At 46.6% G+C, this 21,904-nt stretch carries 17 protein-coding genes, 4 tRNA genes and 1 rRNA gene; 21 read left to right on the top strand and 1 reads right to left on the bottom strand.

Annotated features, from left to right (window positions below):
* Positions 1-122: 122 nt before the first annotated feature.
* Positions 123-237, top strand: a 5S ribosomal RNA gene (gene rrf / locus AYW76_RS17255).
* A gap of 376 nt (positions 238-613) precedes the next feature.
* Positions 614-2,188 (top strand): glucan biosynthesis protein, encoded by a 1,575-nt coding sequence (locus AYW76_RS17250; protein WP_231872647.1) that lies wholly within the window; start codon positions 614-616, stop codon positions 2,186-2,188.
* Between the two features lie 41 nt (positions 2,189-2,229).
* Here the strand turns inward: AYW76_RS17250 and AYW76_RS17245 are convergent, their stop codons facing one another.
* Positions 2,230-2,661: a GNAT family N-acetyltransferase gene (locus AYW76_RS17245; protein ID WP_067223491.1), complete on the bottom strand. Its 432-nt coding sequence runs from the start codon at positions 2,659-2,661 to the stop codon at positions 2,230-2,232.
* Between the two features lie 79 nt (positions 2,662-2,740).
* On the opposite strand from AYW76_RS17245, the gene AYW76_RS17240 reads away from it, so the two are divergent.
* The 19 genes from AYW76_RS17240 (at position 2,741) to fusA (ending at position 21,903) form a co-directional block, all read left to right on the top strand.
* Positions 2,741-3,910, top strand: coding sequence for an alpha/beta hydrolase (locus AYW76_RS17240; RefSeq protein ID WP_067223487.1), 1,170 nt, complete (start codon positions 2,741-2,743; stop codon positions 3,908-3,910).
* A gap of 24 nt (positions 3,911-3,934) precedes the next feature.
* Positions 3,935-4,888 carry a biotin--[acetyl-CoA-carboxylase] ligase gene (locus AYW76_RS17235; protein WP_067223484.1) on the top strand — a complete coding sequence of 318 codons (954 nt, stop codon included), beginning with the start codon at positions 3,935-3,937 and terminating at the stop codon, positions 4,886-4,888.
* Positions 4,872-5,606 (top strand): type III pantothenate kinase, encoded by a 735-nt coding sequence (locus AYW76_RS17230; protein WP_231872646.1) that lies wholly within the window; start codon positions 4,872-4,874, stop codon positions 5,604-5,606. Before AYW76_RS17235 ends, AYW76_RS17230 begins: the two co-directional genes overlap by 17 nt.
* Positions 5,607-6,350: an SPOR domain-containing protein gene (locus tag AYW76_RS17225; RefSeq protein ID WP_067223476.1), complete on the top strand. Its 744-nt coding sequence runs from the start codon at positions 5,607-5,609 to the stop codon at positions 6,348-6,350.
* 76 nt (positions 6,351-6,426) lie between these two features.
* Positions 6,427-6,510 (top strand) — tRNA-Tyr (locus tag AYW76_RS17220).
* Between the two features lie 7 nt (positions 6,511-6,517).
* Positions 6,518-6,592, top strand: a tRNA-Gly gene (locus AYW76_RS17215).
* A gap of 6 nt (positions 6,593-6,598) precedes the next feature.
* Positions 6,599-6,674: transfer RNA gene (locus tag AYW76_RS17210), tRNA-Thr, on the top strand.
* Positions 6,675-6,792: 118 nt separating this feature from the next.
* Positions 6,793-6,868: transfer RNA gene (locus tag AYW76_RS17205), tRNA-Trp, on the top strand.
* Positions 6,869-6,908: 40 nt separating this feature from the next.
* Positions 6,909-7,277, top strand: coding sequence for a preprotein translocase subunit SecE (secE, locus tag AYW76_RS17200; protein WP_067037040.1), 369 nt, complete (start codon positions 6,909-6,911; stop codon positions 7,275-7,277).
* A gap of 9 nt (positions 7,278-7,286) precedes the next feature.
* Positions 7,287-7,820 (top strand): transcription termination/antitermination protein NusG, encoded by a 534-nt coding sequence (nusG, locus tag AYW76_RS17195; protein ID WP_067037042.1) that lies wholly within the window; start codon positions 7,287-7,289, stop codon positions 7,818-7,820.
* A gap of 48 nt (positions 7,821-7,868) precedes the next feature.
* On the top strand, positions 7,869-8,303 hold the full coding sequence (gene rplK / locus AYW76_RS17190) for a 50S ribosomal protein L11 (protein ID WP_067037044.1): 435 nt from the start codon (positions 7,869-7,871) through the stop codon (positions 8,301-8,303).
* Entirely contained in the window at positions 8,303-8,998 is a 696-nt protein-coding gene (gene rplA, locus AYW76_RS17185; protein WP_067037046.1) for a 50S ribosomal protein L1, read from the top strand. Before rplK ends, rplA begins: the two co-directional genes overlap by 1 nt.
* A 216-nt stretch (positions 8,999-9,214) precedes the next feature.
* Positions 9,215-9,715 (top strand): 50S ribosomal protein L10, encoded by a 501-nt coding sequence (gene rplJ, locus AYW76_RS17180; RefSeq protein WP_067037047.1) that lies wholly within the window; start codon positions 9,215-9,217, stop codon positions 9,713-9,715.
* 78 nt (positions 9,716-9,793) lie between these two features.
* A complete protein-coding gene (gene rplL / locus AYW76_RS17175; RefSeq protein WP_067037049.1) occupies positions 9,794-10,165 on the top strand; it encodes a 50S ribosomal protein L7/L12 in 372 nt (123 codons plus the stop codon).
* Between the two features lie 187 nt (positions 10,166-10,352).
* Entirely contained in the window at positions 10,353-14,453 is a 4,101-nt protein-coding gene (gene rpoB / locus AYW76_RS17170; RefSeq protein WP_067037154.1) for a DNA-directed RNA polymerase subunit beta, read from the top strand.
* A gap of 66 nt (positions 14,454-14,519) precedes the next feature.
* Positions 14,520-18,722: a DNA-directed RNA polymerase subunit beta' gene (gene rpoC, locus AYW76_RS17165; protein ID WP_067037051.1), complete on the top strand. Its 4,203-nt coding sequence runs from the start codon at positions 14,520-14,522 to the stop codon at positions 18,720-18,722.
* Positions 18,723-18,855: 133 nt separating this feature from the next.
* Positions 18,856-19,227: a 30S ribosomal protein S12 gene (gene rpsL, locus AYW76_RS17160; RefSeq protein ID WP_013659444.1), complete on the top strand. Its 372-nt coding sequence runs from the start codon at positions 18,856-18,858 to the stop codon at positions 19,225-19,227.
* 96 nt (positions 19,228-19,323) lie between these two features.
* Positions 19,324-19,797 carry a 30S ribosomal protein S7 gene (rpsG, locus tag AYW76_RS17155; RefSeq protein WP_067037053.1) on the top strand — a complete coding sequence of 158 codons (474 nt, stop codon included), beginning with the start codon at positions 19,324-19,326 and terminating at the stop codon, positions 19,795-19,797.
* Positions 19,798-19,815: 18 nt separating this feature from the next.
* Positions 19,816-21,903 (top strand): elongation factor G, encoded by a 2,088-nt coding sequence (gene fusA / locus AYW76_RS17150; protein ID WP_067223473.1) that lies wholly within the window; start codon positions 19,816-19,818, stop codon positions 21,901-21,903.
* Position 21,904: the final 1 nt, after the last annotated feature.

Below are 21,904 nucleotides of genomic sequence, written 5' to 3'. Positions count from 1 at the left end.
ACTGGTTTGATACTTGGTTATCACTATTTCAAAAGTTTTATTGTTAAAGACTCAAGTTCACGAACTTGCGTGTTTTGGCTAAGGCAAACAGAAGCCCCCCAAAACGATCGCAAACCCGTTTGCTTGACGATCATAGAGGCGTTGAACCACCTGATCCCATCCCGAACTCAGAAGTGAAAGGCGCCATCGCCGATGGTAGTGTGGGAGATCCCATGTGAGAGTAGGTCGTCGTCAAGCATCATACAAAGGAAGCCCTGATAGCGATGCTGTCAGGGCTTTTTTGTGTCTGCGGTTTTCCGCACCTCAGGCATCAACGCAGCTAGATTGCGCATCCTCTTTTATGTCCCGCTTGCGCCTGTCTCATGCTTCGACGCGTGACATCAAGAGACTGCGTTTTATGGTATCGGTCAGAAAGGCCGAATATCCATTTGCTTCTCTTATGAATTTAGTGCTGACTAATTCAACTTTCTTTACCTAAAGTCAGGTATATGTCTAAAACGTCTTTTCGTAGCATTAGTACTCATTACTTCATGGGAATTCAAAGGGTATCGTTTTGTCATCTTATCAAAGTCTTAAGCAAAGGATGTTTCTGGGACAGCTAAAGAAAAGCGCTATGCAAGCGCTGTTGGCTGTGAGTGCATTGGCAAGTGTGACAGCATGTGCTGTAACGCCATCAGTGAACCCTGAGGAAGGGAGTGAGTTTGATTACGCATGGCTTAAAGGGTATGCCAAGAATCTTTCTGAGAAGGCTTATAAGAGTCATAAAGGTGAGGTGCCGGAAGTTCTGTCTAGTCTCGACTGGGATGAATATCAGCAATTGCACTTCAAACGCGATGAAAGTCTATGGCAGCAAGAAGACACGGATTTTCGCGCGGGTTTTTTCCACTTAGGGCAAGGGTTTGTATCCCCGGTTCAAATAAACGTCATTGAGGACGGTAAGTCGCATCCGGTGGAATACGATGCAGACATGTTTGACTACGGTAAAACCCCCGTTAATGGCGATCGCTTACCAAAAGACTTAGGTTTTGCAGGTTTTCGCATGCAGTACGGCACAGACTGGGAGCGTGATATCGTTGCATTTTTAGGGGCGAGCTACTTCCGTGCTGTCGGAGCTGAAATGCAGTATGGTTTGTCAGCACGTGGTCTAGCGGTGAACACGGCGATGGATAAGCCTGAGGAGTTTCCTGTCTTTACGCATTTTTGGTTTGAAAAACCGCAGCCGGGCTCAGACACGATAACGATTTACGCGTTGATGGATTCTGAGAGTATTACAGGTGCATATCGCTTTGATATGAAGGCTGGAGAGCCGTTGACCATGCGTGTTGACTCAGCGTTGTACCCACGCAAAAAAATTGAGCGTTTAGGGGTAGCGCCACTGACCAGCATGTACATGATTGGTGAAAATGACCGTCGTACAAACTATGACTGGCGTCCTGAGATTCACGACTCTGATGGTTTAGAGTTATTGACCGGCAATGGCGATTGGATTTGGCGGCCATTAGGTAACCCTGAACAGCTGCGCTTCAATGCCTATATGGACAACAATCCTCAAGGATTTGGCTTGATGCAACGCGATCGCAACTTTGATCACTATTTAGACGATGGTGTGTTTTATGAAAAGCGTCCTAGTCTCTGGATTGAGCCGATTGGCGATTGGGGCAAGGGCTCGGTGCAATTAGTCGAGATTCCAACGCTGGATGAAACATTCGATAACATTGTTGCATTTTGGAACCCTGCTCAAGACATCAAGCCAGGGCAAGAGTTTTTATTCAGCTATAACATGTATTGGGGCAGTCAAGCACCGTTTGAATCTGGTAAAGCTACGGTGCAGAGCACTTATACTGGCATCGGTGGCGTAGTGGGTAAGAAGCGTGAATACTATAGCAAGCGTTTTGCGATCGACTTCGAAGGTGATATTTTCGATATGCTAGGTAAGACGGCTGAAGTGAAGCCTGTGATCGAAGCCTCACGTGGGCGTGTTGAGATTACCTCTGCCCGCCCTCAAGCGCACATTGGTGGTTACCGTGCCATGTTCGATTTAGTTCCTTTAGACGACTCGCAAGAGCCGATTAATATCAAAGTATATTTGGAAGCGAATGGTCAAAGACTGTCTGAAACATGGATGTATCAATGGACGCCTCCAGCTAAAGACGATCGCGCTCTGCATAATGCCGGTCATTTAAAGTAATTAGAGGCGCCCCATGATTTGGGGCGCTTTTAATTCAAGTGTTAACTGACGAACCGCATAGCAACTAGGTTAGGTTGCTTTGCTCTATAACGTTGCAGTCTTCCGTAAAGATCTTGGGGTAGGATGTTTTCGTTCCCAATCAGTTCAAAGCCGCTGCGTTGATAAAACTCTATAAGTTCCGGCTGGTTTAAACAGTAACTGGCTTGTTTTTCGAGCGTTGGCTTTAGGGCGGCTAAAAGCGCTGCGGCATAACCTCTATTTCGATAGTCGGGGTGTGTGACGAGTCCGGTTAGAAGTACACAGTGTGTTAGCGGTTTTAGTCGCACAGCCGACTTTATTAACGCTCCATCTTTAATAACCCATACTGGCTCTGATTTGTTTGGCTTTGCGCTTGGGTAATACGCTTGATAGAACTTCTTAACAAGCGGAAACCATAGAGCTTCAACGGGCCTTGGGTCGATTGAACTGTTCAAATTCGTTGCCTGATGCTAGTGATTTGTTTTATATCCGCTATGATAAGCGTTTCGTTTAAATGCTCAATGGGATAGAACAATGCGCCTGCATCGATTTGTAATGACTTTTCTACTTGCCAGTATATCGTGTTGTATTTCTGCTAATGAGTGGGTGCAATTGAAGGACGAGCCTTTTGTGGAATACCGTGAACGCCTTAGTCATTTCATCACTGACCGTAAGGCTTGGGTAGACGCAAATAAAGGTGCTATGGAGGTAGAGGCCGTGCTGCCCTATGAGCGTTTTCCTGATAAGTCTTGCTCGGGGCCGAAAATTGGTGTCCTTATGTTTCATGGTCTTTCTGACTCTCCTTTTGCTTTAAGAGACTCCGCCCAAGCGCTGTCGGATAGCTGCTTTTATACTCGAGTGATGATACTACCTGGGCACGGTACTAAAGCGGAAGACCTTATTAACGTCACACGCGATGATTGGCGTCAAGCGGTAGCCAATGCGACAGAGCAGTTTTCTCAACAGGTTGATGTTGTCTATCTGGCGGGCTTTTCAACCGGTGGTGCGCTGGTGACAGAGTATGCATGGAATAATCCTTCTGTCGTTGAAGGCGTCGTTTTGTTTTCCCCTTTATTCAAGATCAACAGCAGTATTGATTGGCTTGCACCGTTGCTTTCTCCTTTTATTAATTGGCTAGATCATCATGAGTCAGATGACTATGCAAAGTATGCATCAATCCCTGTCCCAGCGATTGCAGAAGCCTATAAATTAGCGAAAGAAGTGCGACAGATTGTAGTGGATGCACCAGCCAAAGTGCCTGTGTTTTTGGCTCTATCTGAAGAAGATGCAACAGTTGACTCGTCAGTGACTCTAGAGGTTTTTAATACGTCATTTAAAGATCACCCATACAGTGAAATGGTGCTCTACAGCGCGAATCAGCAAGCGGCCTTTGATGAACAGGTGGAGATCATTAATACCGACTTGCCCGAACAACGTATCTTTGGGCTGGCTCATATGGCAGTGCATGGGGCGCCTGATAATCCGTATTACGGTGAGCGGGGTGAATACCGTATTTGCTCGTGGTACCTAGGTGAAGAAAGTCGTTATCAAGAGTGTCGTGAAGCTGAGCATAATTGGTTTGGCGAGCGATCAGATCAACTGTCTTCACTGAGTGACGTCGCAGCAAGGCTGTCTTGGAACCCATATTTTGATGATTTAATGGAACGTGTATCCGTCTTTGTGTCGAAAACACGTGAATTGTAAGAATAGTTAAGCGGAGTGCTCTACATGAGAGAAGTTCTAGCCTTGCTGAGTGACAGTAAGTTTCATTCAGGTGAAGAACTTGGGGAGGCCTTAGGGGTCACTCGGGCAGCCGTTTGGAAGCGCCTTAAGAAACTAGAGACATTTGGTATTACGGTCCATTCTGTCAAAGGAAGAGGTTATCGCATTCCTGAGCCGATCATATTGTTAGAAGAGGCGCGTTTGCGAAGCGCAGGCGTTGATCCAAGTGTTGCAATCGACATTCCTTTTGAAACACCATCAACCAATGATGTATTAAAACAGAAAGTGGCGTTGGGGGCTCGGTTGCCTGCGTTGGTAGTGACAGAGCATCAAACGCAAGGTAAAGGGCGACGTGGTCGTGTTTGGGAAAGCGGAGTGGCGAAAAACATAACCATGTCATTCGCGTGGAAGTTTGAGCAAGGCCCAAGTGTCGTTGAAGGGCTGAGTTTGGCGGTTGGGGTGGTTATTGCTCAGGTGTTGCGACGCTTGGGGGTATCTAACCCTGGTTTGAAGTGGCCCAATGATATTCACGTAGATGGTCATAAAATATGCGGTATTTTGCTGGAGTTAGTTGCAGATCAAGATGTATGTCGTGTCATTATAGGTATTGGCTTAAACGTTGAATCGACAACAGAGCAGCAAAAGAGAGTGGATCAGCCTTGGACAGACCTAACGTCACGTTTGTCTTATACGCCGGATCGTAATGACATTATTGCTCAAATTACTCAAGGCTTAGTGGAAATGTGTGAAGTTTTTGAGAAAGGCAAAGGCCTAGAGCACTATCATTCGCAATGGCAAGCATTAGATATACTTTACAATCAGCCTGTGACTGTTTATAGCGGTGTGCGTCAGCAAGTCGGGATCGCCCGAGGAGTGGATGAGAATGGAGCGCTAAAGCTAGAAACCAATGAAGGGGTCGAGCTTCTTCATGGAGGGGAAATTAGTGTGCGCAAACAATAGTACGCTGATCGTTGATGCCGGTAATACCCGAGTTAAGTGGACCCTCTTTAAAGGGGATAGAATAACGGATAAATGGGCGCAAGAGTTACCGAGTACAGATCGCATCGGCTCACCTCAAAACATTGTGCTCGCGAGCGTGCGTTCTGCTGAACATGATGCCGTACTTACTTCGCTCTTGCGCCGATCTTATCCTGAAGCAGCGATGCATAGCATTCAGGCCGAATCAGAGGCATGTGGTGTGATTAATTCTTATGCGGAGCCACAACGATTAGGGGTGGATCGATGGTTGGGTGCAATCGCGGCCTATCATGTCTATGGTGGACCAGTGGTTGTTATAGATGCTGGAACAGCGATAAAAGCAGACTTCGTAAGCGACGAGGGGGTTCATCTAGGTGGCTATATTGTTCCCGGGTTAGCGTTGATGGAGTCAAGCCTAGTCAGTCAAACTGCTAAGATACGCTATGATGCCGCGGAAGTCTCTTTAGAAGAAGGGGTTCCTAGTAGCACGGCGGATGCCGTATCGGCAGGCTGTTTAGAGATGGCTTTAGGGTTTATTCAGCGATTATATGAGAGGCATGGACAGGCGAAATGGTTGGCGACCGGTGGGGGAAGCCAAGCACTAATGAACCGTTTAGCGATTGATTATGTGTTAGATGAGCATCTTGTGGCGAAAGGTGCCAAGTTTGTATTGGATGCTCGATTGAAGGGTGCTAAATAAATGAAATGGTTGTTTTTGCTGATGATTCTCGCTAACGCTGGGCTTGTTGCATGGTTGGGCTTTTCTGCGGCTGATACCAAAATAGAGAAAGCGCCTGTATATGCCCCGCCAGTGAGTGAGAAAATATATTTAATTGGAGAAGCGCTGCCTGATAGTAATGTTGCCATGAGCACAAATGTGTATTCGAATGCGCCTGCGTCGACGGCTGAAAGCGTAGCGAATGAGGTAGGGCAGGCTGTAAATAATATGTTGAAAAATGACGCTGCGACAGTCGTTGAGACAGAAAACCTGCTCTGCCCAGTTGTGGTATTAGAGCGTGATGCAGATCGTCGATTAGTGACTGAGGCTTTCAACGAAGCAAAAATAGCATTTACTCAGCAAGAAGCGACGGGTAAGCGAGATAAATTTTGGCTTTATATATCAGCGCCTGCAACAACAGCCCAGGCACAGGATATAGTTGCTCGACTAAAATTAAAGCGTATAGACAGCTATATCATTTCTCGAGGCGACATGAAAAATCGAATTTCATTAGGTTTGTTTTCTTCTCAGGAGCGGGCCGAGCAGGCGCAGGAGTCGATTTCAGAGCGCTCAGGGATGCCCGTAAACGTGTATCCACATCAGCGGAGTGTAAAGCTCTATGAATTACTGTTGGATCAACCGATAACAGAGCAGGCATGGCGAAATTTCTTACAAACATTGGATTTATCCAAGCTGTTAATAAAAATAGAAAAAAATCCTTGCTAGTGCTTGCAATTGAAAATCTGATTCATATAATGGCTCCCACCTTTTGAGGCGTTGTTACCAATGCTTTGGAAATCGTGGAGGGGTTCCCGAGTGGCCAAAGGGAGCAGATTGTAAATCTGCCACGAAAGTTTCGGTGGTTCGAATCCACCTCCCTCCACCATTAATTCGCGGGTATGGTATAGTGGCTATTACCTCAGCCTTCCAAGCTGAAGAGGCGGGTTCGATTCCCGCTACCCGCTCCAGCTTATGCTCATGTAGCTCAGTTGGTAGAGCACACCCTTGGTAAGGGTGAGGTCGGCAGTTCAAATCTGCTCATGAGCTCCAGCATTTCTCAATGCTAAAACTGGCAGATTTATAGTTGCCAATTTTATTGTCTGTTTTTTGGGCAATACTGCTTGCTAAATCTAAGTGAGTCGGTATAATTCTCCGCCCATACGAATGTAGGCCAATAGTTCAATTGGTAGAGCACCGGTTTCCAAAACCGGCTGTTGGGGGTTCGAGTCCCTCTTGGCCTGCCATATTTCGTATCCAATTTCTTAGCTAGGGATCACCTGAAGTATGAGTTCGAGTGCTGAAACTCAAGAGTCTCGCGGAGACGTTTTTAAGTGGGCGATTGTTGTCCTTCTTACTGCTGTGGCGGTCGTTGGGAACAATTATTTTTCTGCTGAGTCATTGCTGTATCGCTTGATTGCTGTTTTGGTTCTAGCTGGTATTGCTGGCTTTGTTGCGCTGAATACGGCTAAAGGGCGTTCTTTTGCGAAATTAGCGAAAGAGGCGAAGACCGAAATTCGTCGTGTTGTATGGCCAACGAGACAGGAAACGGTTCAAACAACGTTGATCGTTTTGGCGGTTGTTATTTTTATGTCTCTCGTACTGTGGGGAGTTGATTCGCTCCTTGGTTGGATCGTTTCCGCAGTAATAGGTTAGGAGTTGCTCGTGGCGAAACGATGGTATGTGGTACAAGCGTACTCAGGTTATGAAAAGCACGTAATGCGCTCGCTCAATGAGCGTGTTGGCATTATGGGTATGGAAGATTATTTTGGCGATATCCTGGTTCCGACAGAGGAAGTAGTTGAGATTCGCGATGGCAAGAAGCGTAAGAGTGAACGTAAGTTCTATCCGGGCTATGTGTTGGTCCAAATGGATATGAATGATGACTCTTGGCATCTAGTCAAAGGTACAACGCGTGTGCTTGGCTTTATTGGCGGTACAGCGGACAAGCCATCCCCTATCACTGATCGTGAAGCAGATGCGATTCTGCAGCGAGTCAATGAGGGTGTGGATAAACCTCGTCCGAAAACATTGTTTGAAGTGGGTGAAGTGGTTCGTGTTAACGAAGGTCCATTTGCTGACTTTAATGGTGTGGTTGAAGAGGTTGACTACGATAAAAGCCGAATCAAAGTGGCGGTGCTTATTTTTGGGCGCTCGACACCGGTTGATTTGGAATTTAGTCAGGTTGAGAAAACCTGATAGCACTAATCGGGTAGCCTTCGGGCTGTGACCCATCTGGAGTAAAAAATGGCTAAGAAAGTCCAAGCTTATATCAAGCTACAAGTTAAAGCGGGTCAAGCGAACCCAAGTCCACCAGTTGGTCCTGCACTAGGTCAACACGGTGTGAACATCATGGAATTCTGTAAAGCATTCAACGCGAAAACACAAGGCGTTGAAGCGGGTCTTCCTACACCAGTTATCATCACTGTATACAGTGACCGTAGCTTCACATTTGAAACGAAATCTACTCCGGCTTCTGTTTTGCTTAAAAAAGCAGCGGGTTTGAAGAGTGGTTCTCCACGTCCAAACACTCAGAAAGTTGGTACGGTTACTCGTGCTCAACTAGAAGAGATTGTTGTTGCGAAGCAAGCGGATTTGACTGCTTCTGACATGGATGCTGCCGTACGTACTATCGCAGGTAGTGCACGTGCAATGGGTCTAGACGTTGAAGGTGTGAACTAATGGCTAAGCTAACTAAACGCGCTCGCTTGATCGCTGAAAAAGTAGACGCAACAAAACTGTACTCTGTAGAAGAAGCAATGTCTCTTCTGTCTGAACTATCTACTGTTAAGTTCAAAGAGTCTGTTGACGTATCTGTAAATCTTGGCGTTGACCCACGTAAATCTGATCAGGTTGTTCGTGGTTCTACAGTGCTTCCTAACGGTACAGGTAAAGACGTTCGCGTTGCTGTATTCGCTCAAGGTGCAAACGCTGATGCCGCTAAAGAAGCGGGTGCAGATGTCGTTGGTTTTGAAGACCTTGCTGAACAAGTTAAAGCTGGCAACCTAGACTTTGATGTTGTAATCGCTTCTCCAGATGCGATGCGTATCGTTGGTCAACTAGGTCAGATTCTTGGTCCTCGTGGTCTTATGCCAAACCCTAAAGTGGGTACTGTAACACCTGATGTTGCGACTGCAGTTAAAAATGCAAAAGCAGGTCAAGCACGTTACCGTACTGACAAAAATGGTATCATCCACGCTGGCGTTGGCTCTATCGACTTCGCTGCAGATGCTATCCTAGGTAACCTTGAAGCGCTTCTAGCTGACTTGCGTCGTGCTAAACCAGCGTCTTCAAAAGGTATCTACATGAAGAAAGTGACTTTGTCCTCTACAATGGGACCTGGTCTACAAATTGATTTAGGTGCGTTAAGCTTCTAAGTCAGAGCTTTGGGGTCTGTACCTTGTGTATAGGCCGTCAAAGACCGCAGGAGTCGATGATTTAATTATAGTGTTGAGAAGCACTTGTCCTGCGCAGATGGTGTGGCCCGATTCAGAACATAAACTGGATCCAAATCACCAGTAAGTACTCCGAAAGGTTTCTTTCGGAGAGTTGGTAAATTTGGGGCGTAGCCCTGCTAATCCAGGAGAAAACCAGTGGCATTAGGTCTAGAAGACAAAAAAGCCATTGTCGCCGAAGTTAGCGAAGTTGCTAAAGGCGCCTTGTCTGCTGTAGTAGCTGACTCTCGCGGTGTAACCGTGACTGACATGACTGCTCTTCGCAAACAAGCACGCGAAGCGGGTGTTTATGTACGTGTAGTACGTAACACACTGGCTCGCCGCGCAGTTGAAGGCACTGACTTCGAATGCTTGACAGAAAGCTTCGTTGGTCCAACTCTTATCGCATTTTCTAACGAGCACCCAGGTGCGGCGGCTCGTTTGTTGAAAACTTTTGCGAAAGAGAACGACAAATTTGAAGTGAAAGCATTGGCGTTCAACGGTGAGTTGATCCCAGCTGGCGACATCGATCGTTTGGCAACATTGCCAACATACGACGAAGCAATCGCGAAACTAATGAGCGTTATTCAAGGTGCGACAAGCAAACTTGCGCGTACTCTTGCGGCGATTCGCGATCAGAAAGAACAAGAAGCAGCGTAATACTGAAACGCACTTACTTGAATTCAATTGGTTTTTGTTGCCCTACAGGCAACTACAAAATGTTAGGAAATCTGAGTCATGGCTCTAACTAAAGAAGATATCATCAATGCAGTAGCAGAAATGTCTGTAATGGACGTTGTTGAACTGATCGAAGCAATGGAAGAAAAATTCGGCGTAACTGCAGCTGTTGCTGCAGCTGCAGGTCCTGCTGGCGATGCTGGCGCGGCTGCTGAAGAACAAACTGAGTTCGACGTAGTTCTTACTGGTGCTGGTGATAAGAAAGTTAACGTTATCAAAGCTGTACGTGGCGCAACTGGTCTAGGCCTTAAAGAAGCGAAAGCAATGGTTGACGGCGCTCCAGCAACTGTTAAAGAAGGCGCTTCTAAAGAAGAAGCTGAAGAGCTTAAGAAAGCTCTTGAAGAAGCAGGTGCTTCTGTCGAAATCAAGTAATAATGTTGCTTGTTTCTCAAAAGTTCGGCATCTAGTCGGATCGGCTGGTGGTATTTTGCCACCGGCCTTTTTGGGTTTCTAAAACCCGATTAAATATTTATTATTATATTGAGAGATAAATCTCTCGATTTCGGTAGGCCTGATTAAGAGGCCTTTTGCGTCAATGTGCACAAGCTGGGGAATGCTGATGGCTTACTCATATACTGAGAAAAAACGTATCCGTAAGGATTTCGGTAAACTGCCGCCCGTTTTGGATGTGCCATACTTGCTGGCAATTCAGCTTGAATCCTACCGTAACTTCTTGCAGGAAGGTAAAAATCCTGCAGAGCGTGGGGAACTGGGTCTGCATGGGGCCTTTAAATCTGTCTTTCCAATGGTCAGCTTTTCCGGCAATGCGGCGCTAGAATACGTCGATTACCGTTTGGGCAAGCCAGTATTTGATGTAAAAGAGTGTCAGTTGCGTGGTGTTACGTATGCGGCTCCTTTACGTGTTCGTGTGCGCCTTATCATTTATGATAAAGAGTCTGCGAACAAGGCAATCAAAGACATTCGTGAGCAAGAAGTATACATGGGTGAAATTCCACTCATGACAGAAAACGGTACCTTTGTTATCAATGGTACTGAGCGTGTTATTGTTTCTCAATTACACCGTTCACCTGGTGTGTTCTTCGACCATGACCGTGGCAAGACGCATTCATCAGGTAAACTTCTACATTCTGCTCGTGTGATTCCTTACCGTGGTTCTTGGTTGGACTTCGAGTTTGATCCAAAAGACTGCGTGTTCGTTCGTATCGACCGCCGTCGTAAACTGCCTGTAACGATTTTGTTGCGTGCATTAGGGTTTGATACTGAACAAATTCTCGATACTTTCTTCGATACAACAGGTTTCTATTTAAGCCGTGATGGCGTTGAAATGGAGCTGATTGCAAGCCGCTTACGTGGTGAAACAGCTCAGTTTAACATCGCTGATCAAAACGGCGAGTTGATCGTTGAAGAAGGTCGTCGTATTACGGCTAAACATATCCGTCAGATGGAAAAAGTAGGTCTTGAGCGTCTCTCAGTTCCTCTTGAGTACCTGTTGGGTAAAGTGACAGCTAAAAACCTTGTGCATCCAAGCACGGGTGAGTTGATTGCTGAAGCGAACACAGAAATGTCTGTTGATCTGCTAGAGGCACTGGTTGCTGCTGGCATCAAAGAAATTCAGGTTCTTTACTCGAATGATCTTGATCACGGGCCGTTTATTTCTGATACCTTACGTATCGATCCTACAAATAACCAGCTAGAGGCATTGGTAGAAATCTACCGTATGATGCGTCCTGGCGAGCCACCAACCAAAGAATCTGCAGAGTCCTTGTTCCAAGGCCTGTTCTTCTCAGAAGATCGTTACGATCTTTCTGGTGTTGGTCGTATGAAGTTCAATCGTCGTTTAGGTCGTGATGAAGATGAAGGTCTAGGTATCCTAGACAATAATGACATCACTGATGTTCTTAAGACATTGCTAGATATCCGTAACGGTAACGGTATGGTCGATGATATTGACCACCTTGGTAACCGTCGTATCCGTTCTGTCGGCGAAATGGCCGAGAACCAATTCCGTGTTGGTTTAGTACGTGTAGAGCGTGCCGTTAAAGAGCGTCTGTCTATGGCAGAAGCGGATGGTTTAATGCCACAAGATCTTTTGAATGCGAAGCCGGTTGCGGCAGCGATCAAAGAGTTCTTCGGTTCAAGCCAATTGTCACAGTTCATGGACCAAAACAACCCGCTTTCGGAAGTGACTCACAAACGTCGTGTTTCGGCATTAGGCCCCGGCGGTCTAACCCGTGAGCGTGCAGGCTTCGAGGTTCGAGACGTACACGCAACGCACTACGGTCGTGTGTGTCCAATCGAAACACCGGAAGGTCCAAACATCGGTCTGATCAACTCGCTATCTACTTACGCGCGTACTAATAGCTACGGCTTCCTAGAAACGCCTTACCGTAAAGTGGTTGATGGTAAAATGACTGACGAAACGGTTTACGTTTCGGCGATCGATGAAGCGAAATACGTTATTGCACAGGCATCTGTGAACGTAGATGAAGAAGGTCGTTTGGTGGATGAGCTGGTTCAGGTTCGTCACATGCATGAAACGACTCTGATTCCAAAAGAAAAAGTGAATCTAATGGACGTGTCGCCACGTCAGGTTGTATCCGTTGCGGCATCACTGATTCCATTCCTAGAGCACGATGACGCTAACCGTGCCTTGATGGGATCGAACATGCAACGTCAGGCTGTACCAACGCTAATCGCTGAGAAACCAGTGGTCGGTACTGGTATGGAGAAAAACGTAGCGAAAGACTCTGGTGTTTGTATCGTTGCCCGTCGTGGTGGTGAAATCGAGTCTGTTGATGCAAGCCGCATCGTCGTTCGTGTGAACTCTGAAGAGACAGAGGCTGGCGAAGCGGGTGTAGACATCTACAACCTAACGAAATACGTTCGTTCGAATCAAAACACATGTATTAACCAGCGTACTTTGGTGCTGAAAGGCGACAAAGTATCACGTGGTGACATCATGGCCGACGGTCCTTCTGTCGACATGGGTGATCTTGCCCTTGGTCAAAACATGCGAATCGCGTTCATGCCTTGGAATGGTTACAACTTCGAGGACTCGATCCTAGTATCTGAGCGCGTAGTAGAAGAAGATCGTTTCACTTCGATTCATATCCAAGAGCTAACGTGTGTGGCTCGTGATACGAAGCTTGGGCCTGAAGAAATTACCTCTGATATCCCGAACGTAGGTGAGGGTGCTCTGTCGAAACTGGACAGTTCAGGTGTGGTTTACATCGGTGCAGAAGTAGAACCTGGTGATATTCTAGTTGGTAAAGTGACGCCTAAAGGCGAAACACAGCTTACACCAGAGGAAAAACTTTTGCGTGCGATCTTCGGTGAGAAAGCATCAGACGTGAAAGATACCTCACAACGTGTAAAAACAGGTACGCGTGGTACTGTTATCGACGTACAGGTCTTTACACGTGATGGCATCGAAAAAGATGATCGTGCTAAGTCGATTGAGAAATCTCAATTGGATGAAGTGCGTAAAGATCTAAATGAAGAATTCCGTATCGTTGAAAAAGCAACGTTTGAGCGTCTAGCTGAAGCGTTGATTGGTCAACAAGCTGAAGGTGGTCCTGGCCTTGCTCGCAATGCTTTGATCACTGAAGACTACTTAGCTGATCTTGATCACCCTGAGTGGTTTAAGATCCGCGTAGCGAATGAAGAAGCCAGTGAACAGCTTGAGAAAGCGCAAGCGGCTTTGATTGAGCGTCGTAAAGAGCTTGATGCGAAATTCGAAGATAAAAAACGTAAACTGCAAACAGGCGACGATTTGGCACCAGGTGTGTTGAAGATCGTTAAAGTTTACGTAGCGATTAAACGCCGTATCCAGCCAGGTGATAAAATGGCCGGTCGTCATGGTAACAAGGGTGTTATCTCTAAGATTATGCCTGTTGAAGATATGCCGTATGACGAAAACGGTGATCCAGTTGACATCGTACTAAACCCGTTGGGTGTACCATCTCGTATGAACGTAGGTCAGGTACTGGAAACTCACTTGGGTGCAGCAGCGAAAGGCTTGGGTCGCAAGATCGACGAAATGCTCAAAATTGAGCGTGAAAAAGCTGAAACTGTTAAAGAACTTCGTGTTTTCCTAAACGAAATCTATAACGGCTATGAAGGCGATTTGCGCCCAGCTCGTTCAGAAGACCTAGACAGCTTCTCTGATGAAGAGATTCTTGTGCTAGCGGCTAACCTTAAGAAAGGTGTGCCGATGGCGTCTGGTGCTTTTGATGGTGCTAAAGAAGCGGAGATTAAGCGTATGCTTCGTCTTGCTGGCATCAACGAGAGTGGTCAAATCAAACTTTTCAACGGCCGTACTGGTGATGCCTTCGAACGTCCTGTAACTGTTGGTTACATGTACATGCTGAAGTTGAACCACTTGGTAGATGATAAGATGCACGCTCGTTCTACTGGCTCGTACAGCTTGGTTACTCAACAGCCGTTGGGTGGTAAAGCGCAATTCGGTGGTCAGCGTTTCGGTGAGATGGAGGTATGGGCACTAGAAGCATACGGTGCTGCCTACACGCTTCAAGAAATGTTGACTGTTAAGTCGGACGACGTGAACGGCCGTACTAAGATGTATAAAAACATCGTAGATGGTGATCACCGCATGGAACCAGGCATGCCTGAATCCTTCAACGTATTGGTGAAAGAAATCCGTTCTCTTGGTATCGACATCGAGCTAGAAAACGAATAAGCACGAATCACATTTGACCTGCTGGGAAGGTAAGCCTTCCCAGCCTTACGAGTGGGGCGAATATCCATGAAAGACTTATTAGGTCTTCTAAAAACACAGGGACAATCAGAAGAGTTTGATGCGATTCGCATTGGCTTAGCTTCTCCAGATATGATTCGTTCATGGTCTTATGGTGAAGTTAAAAAGCCAGAAACCATCAACTACCGTACGTTCAAACCTGAGCGTGACGGTCTGTTCTGTGCCAAAATTTTTGGTCCTATTAAGGACTACGAGTGCTTGTGTGGTAAATACAAGCGTCTGAAGCACCGTGGTGTCATTTGTGAGAAGTGTGGCGTTGAAGTAGCGTTGTCGAAAGTGCGTCGTGAACGCATGGGACACATCGAGTTGGCTTCACCTGTTGCTCACATCTGGTTCCTGAAATCTCTTCCATCACGCATCGGTCTTATCATGGATATGACACTGCGTGATATTGAGCGTGTACTTTACTTCGAATCATTCATCGTGATTGACCCAGGCATGACAACGCTTGAGAAAGGTCAGCTACTGAACGATGAGCAGTACTTCGAAGCACTAGAAGAATTTGGTGACGAATTTGACGCTCGTATGGGTGCCGAAGCGATTCAAATGCTTCTACGTGACATGGATTTGCCTGAAGAAATCAGCACCATGCGTGAAGAGTTGAACGCTACGAACTCTGAGACGCGTATTAAGAAGCTTTCTAAGCGTCTTAAACTGATCGAAGCTTTCCATCATTCTGGTAACAACCCAGAGTGGATGGTATTAAACGTTCTACCAGTATTGCCGCCAGATCTTCGTCCTCTAGTGCCACTAGAAGGCGGCCGTTTTGCGACGTCTGATTTGAACGATCTATACCGTCGAGTGATTAACCGTAACAACCGCCTTAAGCGTCTTCTTGAGCTGTCAGCTCCAGACATCATCGTACGTAACGAAAAGCGTATGTTGCAAGAGTCTGTCGATGCGCTATTAGATAACGGTCGTCGTGGTCGTGCAATCACAGGTTCAAACAAGCGTCCTCTGAAATCTTTGGCTGACATGATCAAAGGTAAGCAGGGTCGTTTCCGTCAAAACCTTTTGGGTAAACGTGTAGATTACTCTGGCCGTTCTGTAATTACAGTAGGTCCATCACTACGTTTGCACCAGTGTGGTTTGCCTAAGAAAATGGCACTTGAGCTATTCAAGCCATTCATTTTCTCTAAACTAGAACTTCGTGGCATGGCAACAACCATTAAAGCCGCGAAGAAAATGGTTGAGCGTGAAACACCAGAAGTATGGGATATCCTAGATGAGGTTATCCGCGAACATCCAGTGATGTTGAACCGTGCGCCAACACTTCACCGTTTGGGTATCCAGGCTTTTGAGCCGATCCTAATCGAAGGTAAAGCGATTCAGTTGCACCCATTAGTGTGTGCGGCTTACAACGCCGACTTTGATGGTGACCAAATGGCGGTACACGTACCGTTGACGATTGAAGCACAGCTTGAAGCACGTGCGTTGATGATGTCTACCAACAACATCCTATCGCCTGCCAATGGTGAGCCGATCATCGTTCCTTCTCAGGACGTTGTATTGGGTTTGTACTATATGACGCGTGATAAGATTAACGCGAAAGGCGAAGGTATGGCCTTTGCTGATATCAAAGAAGTACATCGTGCATACGGATCGAAGCAAGTTGAATTGCACGCGAAGATCAAAGTGCGTGTCAGCGAAGTGGATACAACGCTAGAAGGCGAGAAAGTACCTGCTACATTTATCGCAGACACAACCGTTGGTCGCGCATTGTTGTTTGATATTGTTCCTGATGGCCTTCCATTCTCGGTAATTAACCAACCGATGAAGAAGAAAGCGATCTCTAACTTGATCAACCAGTGTTACCGTAAAGTTGGCTTGAAAGAAACGTGTATCTTTGCTGACCAACTAATGTACACAGGTTTCGAATACGCAACAGCGTCTGGTTCTTCTGTAGGTGTTGATGACTTCGTTATCCCGCCAGAAAAAGCGACGATCATTGCGCAAGCGGAAGAAGAAGTTAAAGAAATTGAGTACCAGTTTGCTGATGGTCTTGTGACGCAGGGCGAGAAGTACAACAAGGTAATCGACTTATGGTCTCGTACTAACGAAACCGTTACTGAAGCCATGATGAAAAACTTGGCGAAAGAAACAGTTATCGATAAAGATGGCAAAGAAGTTGAGCAGCAGTCATTTAACTCAGTTTATATGATGGCCGACTCTGGTGCCCGTGGTAGTGTGGCTCAGATGCGTCAGCTTGGCGGTATGCGTGGTTTGATGGCGAAACCGGATGGTTCCATCATCGAAACGCCGATCACTGCGAACTTCCGTGAAGGTCTATCGGTACTTCAGTACTTTACCTCAACTCACGGTGCGCGTAAGGGTCTTGCCGATACGGCCTTGAAAACAGCCAACTCGGGTTACCTAACGCGTCGTCTAGTAGACGTTGCGCAAGACTTGGTTATTACTGAAGTAGACTGTGGTGCGAAAGAAGGTTTGCTTGTTAGTGCCTTGATCGAAGGTGGTGACGTAGTTGTACCTCTAGGTCAGCGAGTGCTGGGCCGAGTCGTCGCGCAAGATGTTATCGATTCGAAAGGCGAGCTTGTTGTTGAAGCTGGCGTTCTTATTGATGAGCACAGTGTGCGTGCCATTGAAGCTGCAGGTGTGGACGAGATGATCGTGCGCTCTGTTATCAGTTGTGAGACGAAGCATGGTGTGTGTGGCATGTGTTACGGTCGTGACCTAGCACGAGGCCATTTGGTTAACATTGGTGAAGCTGTTGGTGTTGTTGCTGCACAGTCAATCGGTGAGCCAGGTACACAGCTTACCATGCGTACGTTCCACATTGGTGGTGCGGCCTCTCGAGCGTCTGCAGTAGACAGTGTTCAAATTAAGAGCGCCGGTACTGTACGTTTCCATAAGATGAAGAGCATTGAGCGTGAAAACGGTCAGCTAGTGGTTGCATCGCGTTCATCTGAATTGGCGATTGCTGATGAGGCTGGCCGTGAGAAAGAGCGTTACAAGCTTCCATACGGTGCTGTGCTAAGTATCCGTGAAGGCGATCAAGTGACCGCAGGTCAAGTGGTTGCTAACTGGGATCCGCATACCCACCCAATCGTTTCGGAGATGCAAGGTAAGCTTGAATTCTCTGGTATGGATGAGGGTGTCACTATTCGTCGTCAATCGGATGAGCTTACGGGCTTAACGACTATCGAAGTCTTAGAAATGCGTGATCGTCCATCGTCTGGTAAAGACATTCGTCCAACTATTTCGGTAGTAGATGAGAGTGGTGCGCCAGTGATGATTCCTGGTACGGAAATGCCAGTACAGTACATGCTGCCTGAGAAGGCTCTTTTGAGCTTGGATCATGGATCAACAGTAAAGTCTGGTGAAGTACTAGCGCGTATCCCGCAAGAGTCTCAAGGTAACAAAGATATTACCGGTGGTCTTCCACGCGTAGCTGACTTATTTGAAGCGCGTCGTCCGAAAGATCCTGCTGTCATGGCAGAAGCAACGGGTGTGGTAAGTTTTGGTAAAGAGACAAAAGGTAAGATCCGTTTGGTTATCACACCACAAGATGGTGGCGATCCAATCGAAACCCTGATTCCGAAATGGCGTCAAATTAACATCTTCGACGGTGAAGAAGTTGCTAAAGGTGAGATCATTGCTGACGGTCCTTTAAACCCGCATGATATCTTGCGTCTTCAAGGTGTTGTAGCCCTAGCTGACTACATTACCAACGAAGTGCAAGAGGTTTACCGTCTACAGGGCGTAGGCATCAACGATAAGCACATCGAAGTTATTGTGCGTCAGATGCTTCGTAAAGTAGACATCGCTGACTCGGGTGATACTAACCTGATTCAGGGTGACCAAGTGGAATACACACAAATGCAAGAAGCGAACGAAGCTGCGGAAGCTGAAGGTCGTTTCCCTTCTAAGTATGAGCGCGTACTACTTGGTATTACTAAAGCTTCATTGGCAACTGAGTCATTTATCTCTGCGGCATCGTTCCAAGAGACGACTCGTGTACTAACCGAAGGTGCGGTAACTGGTAAGAAAGACCATTTACGTGGTCTGAAAGAAAACGTTGTAGTAGGTCGTCTGATTCCAGCCGGAACAGGTTTGGCTTACCATAGCGGTCGCAAAGCTAAGAAAGAGCTTGCGAAAGCAGCAGTTGAAGGTAGTGCTTCAGTAAGTGCTTCTGATGTCGAAGAAGCGCTAAGTGCAGCATTAAAAGACTAAACACTGTTGATATATGCATGGGAGGTGAATTTTTGTTCGCCTCCCTATTGACTGTTTTATAGGCGCAAATTAAACTTGCGCCTCGTTATTTTTGGCGATTTCCGCCAATAGACTTGGATGTGGAGCTTGTTAAATGGCAACCGTTAACCAGTTGGTTCGTAAACCACGTAAACGTAAAGTGGCAAAAAGTGACGTTCCTGCGTTGCAAGCTTGTCCGCAACGCCGTGGCGTCTGCACACGTGTATACACTACTACGCCTAAGAAGCCGAACTCGGCTTTGCGTAAAGTATGTCGTGTTCGCTTGACGAACGGCTTCGAAGTAACTTCATACATCGGTGGTGAAGGCCACAACCTACAGGAACACAGCGTAGTGCTGATTCGTGGCGGTCGTGTAAAAGACCTTCCAGGTGTTCGTTACCACACAGTACGTGGTAGCCTAGATACTTCTGGCGTACAAAATCGTAAGCAAGGCCGTTCTAAATACGGTACTAAACGTCCTAAGTAAGCTATTAAGCTGCTTTAATCGTTTAGACATAATTTTTTAATACAGTAAGGCCGAGCACAGAGATGGTCTCGGACTCACCTGAAGAGGACATAACCCATGCCTAGAAGACGCGTAGTCGCAAAGCGTGAAATACTTCCAGATCCTAAACACGGAAGCCAACTGCTTGCTAAATTCATTAACCACGTAATGGTTAGTGGTAAGAAATCTGTTGCAGAAAGCATCGTTTACAATGCTTTGGAAACAGTAGCGCAGCGTACTAAATCTGAAGACCCAATGTCGGTTTTCGAAAAAGCACTTGAGTCTATCCAGCCAATGGTTGAGGTTAAATCTCGCCGTGTTGGTGGTGCTACATACCAAGTACCTGTAGAAGTTCGTCCAGCTCGTCGCTCAGCGCTATCTATGCGTTGGTTGGTTGACGCAGCTCGCAAACGTGGTGAGAAGTCAATGGCACTACGTCTAGCAGGCGAAATTCTAGATGCGTCTGAGAACAAAGGTTCAGCTGTTAAGAAACGTGAAGACGTTCACCGTATGGCTGAAGCGAACAAAGCGTTCTCTCACTACCGTTTCTAATCGTCCGGAGAAGCTTAAGTGGCACGTAAGACACCCATCAATCGTTACCGCAATATTGGTATTTGTGCGCACGTTGATGCGGGTAAGACGACAACTACTGAGCGTGTTCTGTTCTACACCGGTCTTTCTCATAAGATCGGTGAAGTTCATGATGGTGCAGCCACCATGGACTGGATGGAGCAGGAGCAAGAGCGTGGGATCACGATCACTTCAGCAGCAACAACTTGCTTCTGGAGTGGCATGAATCAGCAGTTCGATCAGCACCGTATCAATATTATCGATACCCCAGGGCACGTAGACTTTACTATCGAGGTAGAGCGTTCTTTGCGTGTACTTGATGGTGCCGTTGTGGTGTTGTGTGGATCCTCTGGTGTGCAGCCTCAGACAGAGACTGTGTGGCGTCAAGCAAACAAATATGAAGTGCCTCGTATGGTGTTCGTCAATAAGATGGATCGTACAGGTGCGGATTACTTCAGCGTCGTAGGGCAGCTTGAAGAGCGTTTGGGCGCAAATGCAGTACCTATTCAAATCAACATTGGCACCGAAGACGAGTTCGCTGGTGTGGTTGATTTGTTGAGTATGAAAGCCATTATGTGGAACGAAGAAGATCAGGGTATGACCTATGATCTTGAAGATGTGCCTGCAGACTTGGTTGACGTTGCTGAAGAGTGGCGTGAAAAAATGCTCGAGGCCGCCGCGGAAGCAAATGAAGAATTGATGGATAAGTACCTTGAAGAAGGTGACCTGTCTATTGAAGATATCAAGAAAGGGTTGCGAGCTCGTACGCTAGCTAACGAAGTTGTATTAGTGACCTGTGGTTCTGCATTCAAAAATAAAGGAGTGCAGGCAGTTCTTGATGCTGTTGTTGAATATCTACCTTCGCCATTAGAAGTGAAAGCGATTGAAGGCACCTTAGAAGATGCTGAGACCGTTGTAGCTCGTGAAGCGGATGACAGCGCACCATTTGCATCCTTAGCATTTAAGATTGCTACGGATCCGTTCGTGGGTACGTTAACTTTTATACGTGTATACTCTGGCGTTCTGAGTTCAGGCGACGCAGTGTACAACTCGGTTAAACACAAGAAAGAGCGTGTGGGCCGTATGGTTCAGATGCATGCGAATAACCGTGAAGAAATCAAAGAAGTACGCGCAGGCGATATTGCAGCTTTGATTGGTATGAAAGATGTGACAACAGGGGATACGTTGTGTGACGGCAAAGATGTTGTTGTTCTCGAACGTATGGAGTTCCCTGAGCCTGTAATCTCTGTCGCTGTTGAGCCAAAATCTCAAGCGGATCAAGATAAAATGGCTGTGGCTCTTGGTAAGCTTGCGCAGGAAGATCCTTCTTTCCGCGTAGAGACACACGAAGAGACTGGTCAAACCATTATCTCTGGTATGGGTGAGCTTCACCTAGATATACTGGTGGATCGAATGAAGCGTGAATTTAAAGTTGACGCCAATATCGGTAAACCACAAGTATCTTACCGAGAGAAAATTCGCAAAGAAGTGGAAGTTAACCACAAATTTGTGCGGCAATCAGGTGGCCGAGGACAGTACGGTCATGTAGTCATGAAGCTTATTCCAACCGATAAAGAGGGTTTGGAATTTGTGAATGAGATTGTCGGCGGTGCTATTCCTAAGGAATACATCCCAGCTGTCGAAAGAGGCATTTCAGAGCAAATGAAGAACGGTGTTATTGCTGGCTACCCATTGCTTGGGTTGAAAGTGGTATTGTTCGATGGTTCTTACCATGATGTTGACTCTAATGAAATGGCTTTTAAAATTGCAGCTTCTCAAGGCTTGAAGAAAGGTGCTGCAGATGCAGAACCTTGTGTTCTTGAGCCCATGATGAAAGTAGAAGTTGTAACTCCTGAGGAGTACATGGGAGACGTGATGGGAGACCTGAATCGTCGCCGAGGACTTGTTCAGGGGATGGAAGATTCCGTATCTGGTAAAATTATTCGAGCAGAAGTGCCGTTAGGCGAAATGTTTGGGTATGCAACAGATGTGCGTAGTTTGTCGCAAGGGCGTGCAAGCTATGCAATGGAATTCCTGAAATACGCTGAAGCGCCAGCTAGTGTGGCAGACGCGATCATTAAAAATTGAA

Source organism: Marinomonas gallaica (assembly GCF_001639745.1).
Taxonomy (GTDB): Bacteria; Pseudomonadota; Gammaproteobacteria; order Pseudomonadales; family Marinomonadaceae; genus Marinomonas; species Marinomonas gallaica.
Note: the sequence above shows the minus strand (reverse complement) of the source record. Positions and strands in the feature narration are given on the sequence as shown.

What these genes read in the sequence shown, in the direction of transcription:
- rpsL (WP_013659444.1), top strand. Translation starts at nt 18,856, where the DNA reads ATGGCAACCGTTAACCAGTTGGTTCGTAAACCACGTAAACGTAAAGTG.
- rplL (WP_067037049.1), top strand. Translation starts at nt 9,794, where the DNA reads ATGGCTCTAACTAAAGAAGATATCATCAATGCAGTAGCAGAAATGTCT.
- AYW76_RS17250 (WP_231872647.1), top strand. Translation starts at nt 614, where the DNA reads ATGCAAGCGCTGTTGGCTGTGAGTGCATTGGCAAGTGTGACAGCATGT.
- rplK (WP_067037044.1), top strand. Translation starts at nt 7,869, where the DNA reads ATGGCTAAGAAAGTCCAAGCTTATATCAAGCTACAAGTTAAAGCGGGT.
- secE (WP_067037040.1), top strand. Translation starts at nt 6,909, where the DNA reads ATGAGTTCGAGTGCTGAAACTCAAGAGTCTCGCGGAGACGTTTTTAAG.
- rpoB (WP_067037154.1), top strand. Translation starts at nt 10,353, where the DNA reads ATGGCTTACTCATATACTGAGAAAAAACGTATCCGTAAGGATTTCGGT.
- rplA (WP_067037046.1), top strand. Translation starts at nt 8,303, where the DNA reads ATGGCTAAGCTAACTAAACGCGCTCGCTTGATCGCTGAAAAAGTAGAC.
- AYW76_RS17240 (WP_067223487.1), top strand. Translation starts at nt 2,741, where the DNA reads ATGCGCCTGCATCGATTTGTAATGACTTTTCTACTTGCCAGTATATCG.
- AYW76_RS17235 (WP_067223484.1), top strand. Translation starts at nt 3,935, where the DNA reads ATGAGAGAAGTTCTAGCCTTGCTGAGTGACAGTAAGTTTCATTCAGGT.
- rpsG (WP_067037053.1), top strand. Translation starts at nt 19,324, where the DNA reads ATGCCTAGAAGACGCGTAGTCGCAAAGCGTGAAATACTTCCAGATCCT.
- rpoC (WP_067037051.1), top strand. Translation starts at nt 14,520, where the DNA reads ATGAAAGACTTATTAGGTCTTCTAAAAACACAGGGACAATCAGAAGAG.
- AYW76_RS17225 (WP_067223476.1), top strand. Translation starts at nt 5,607, where the DNA reads ATGAAATGGTTGTTTTTGCTGATGATTCTCGCTAACGCTGGGCTTGTT.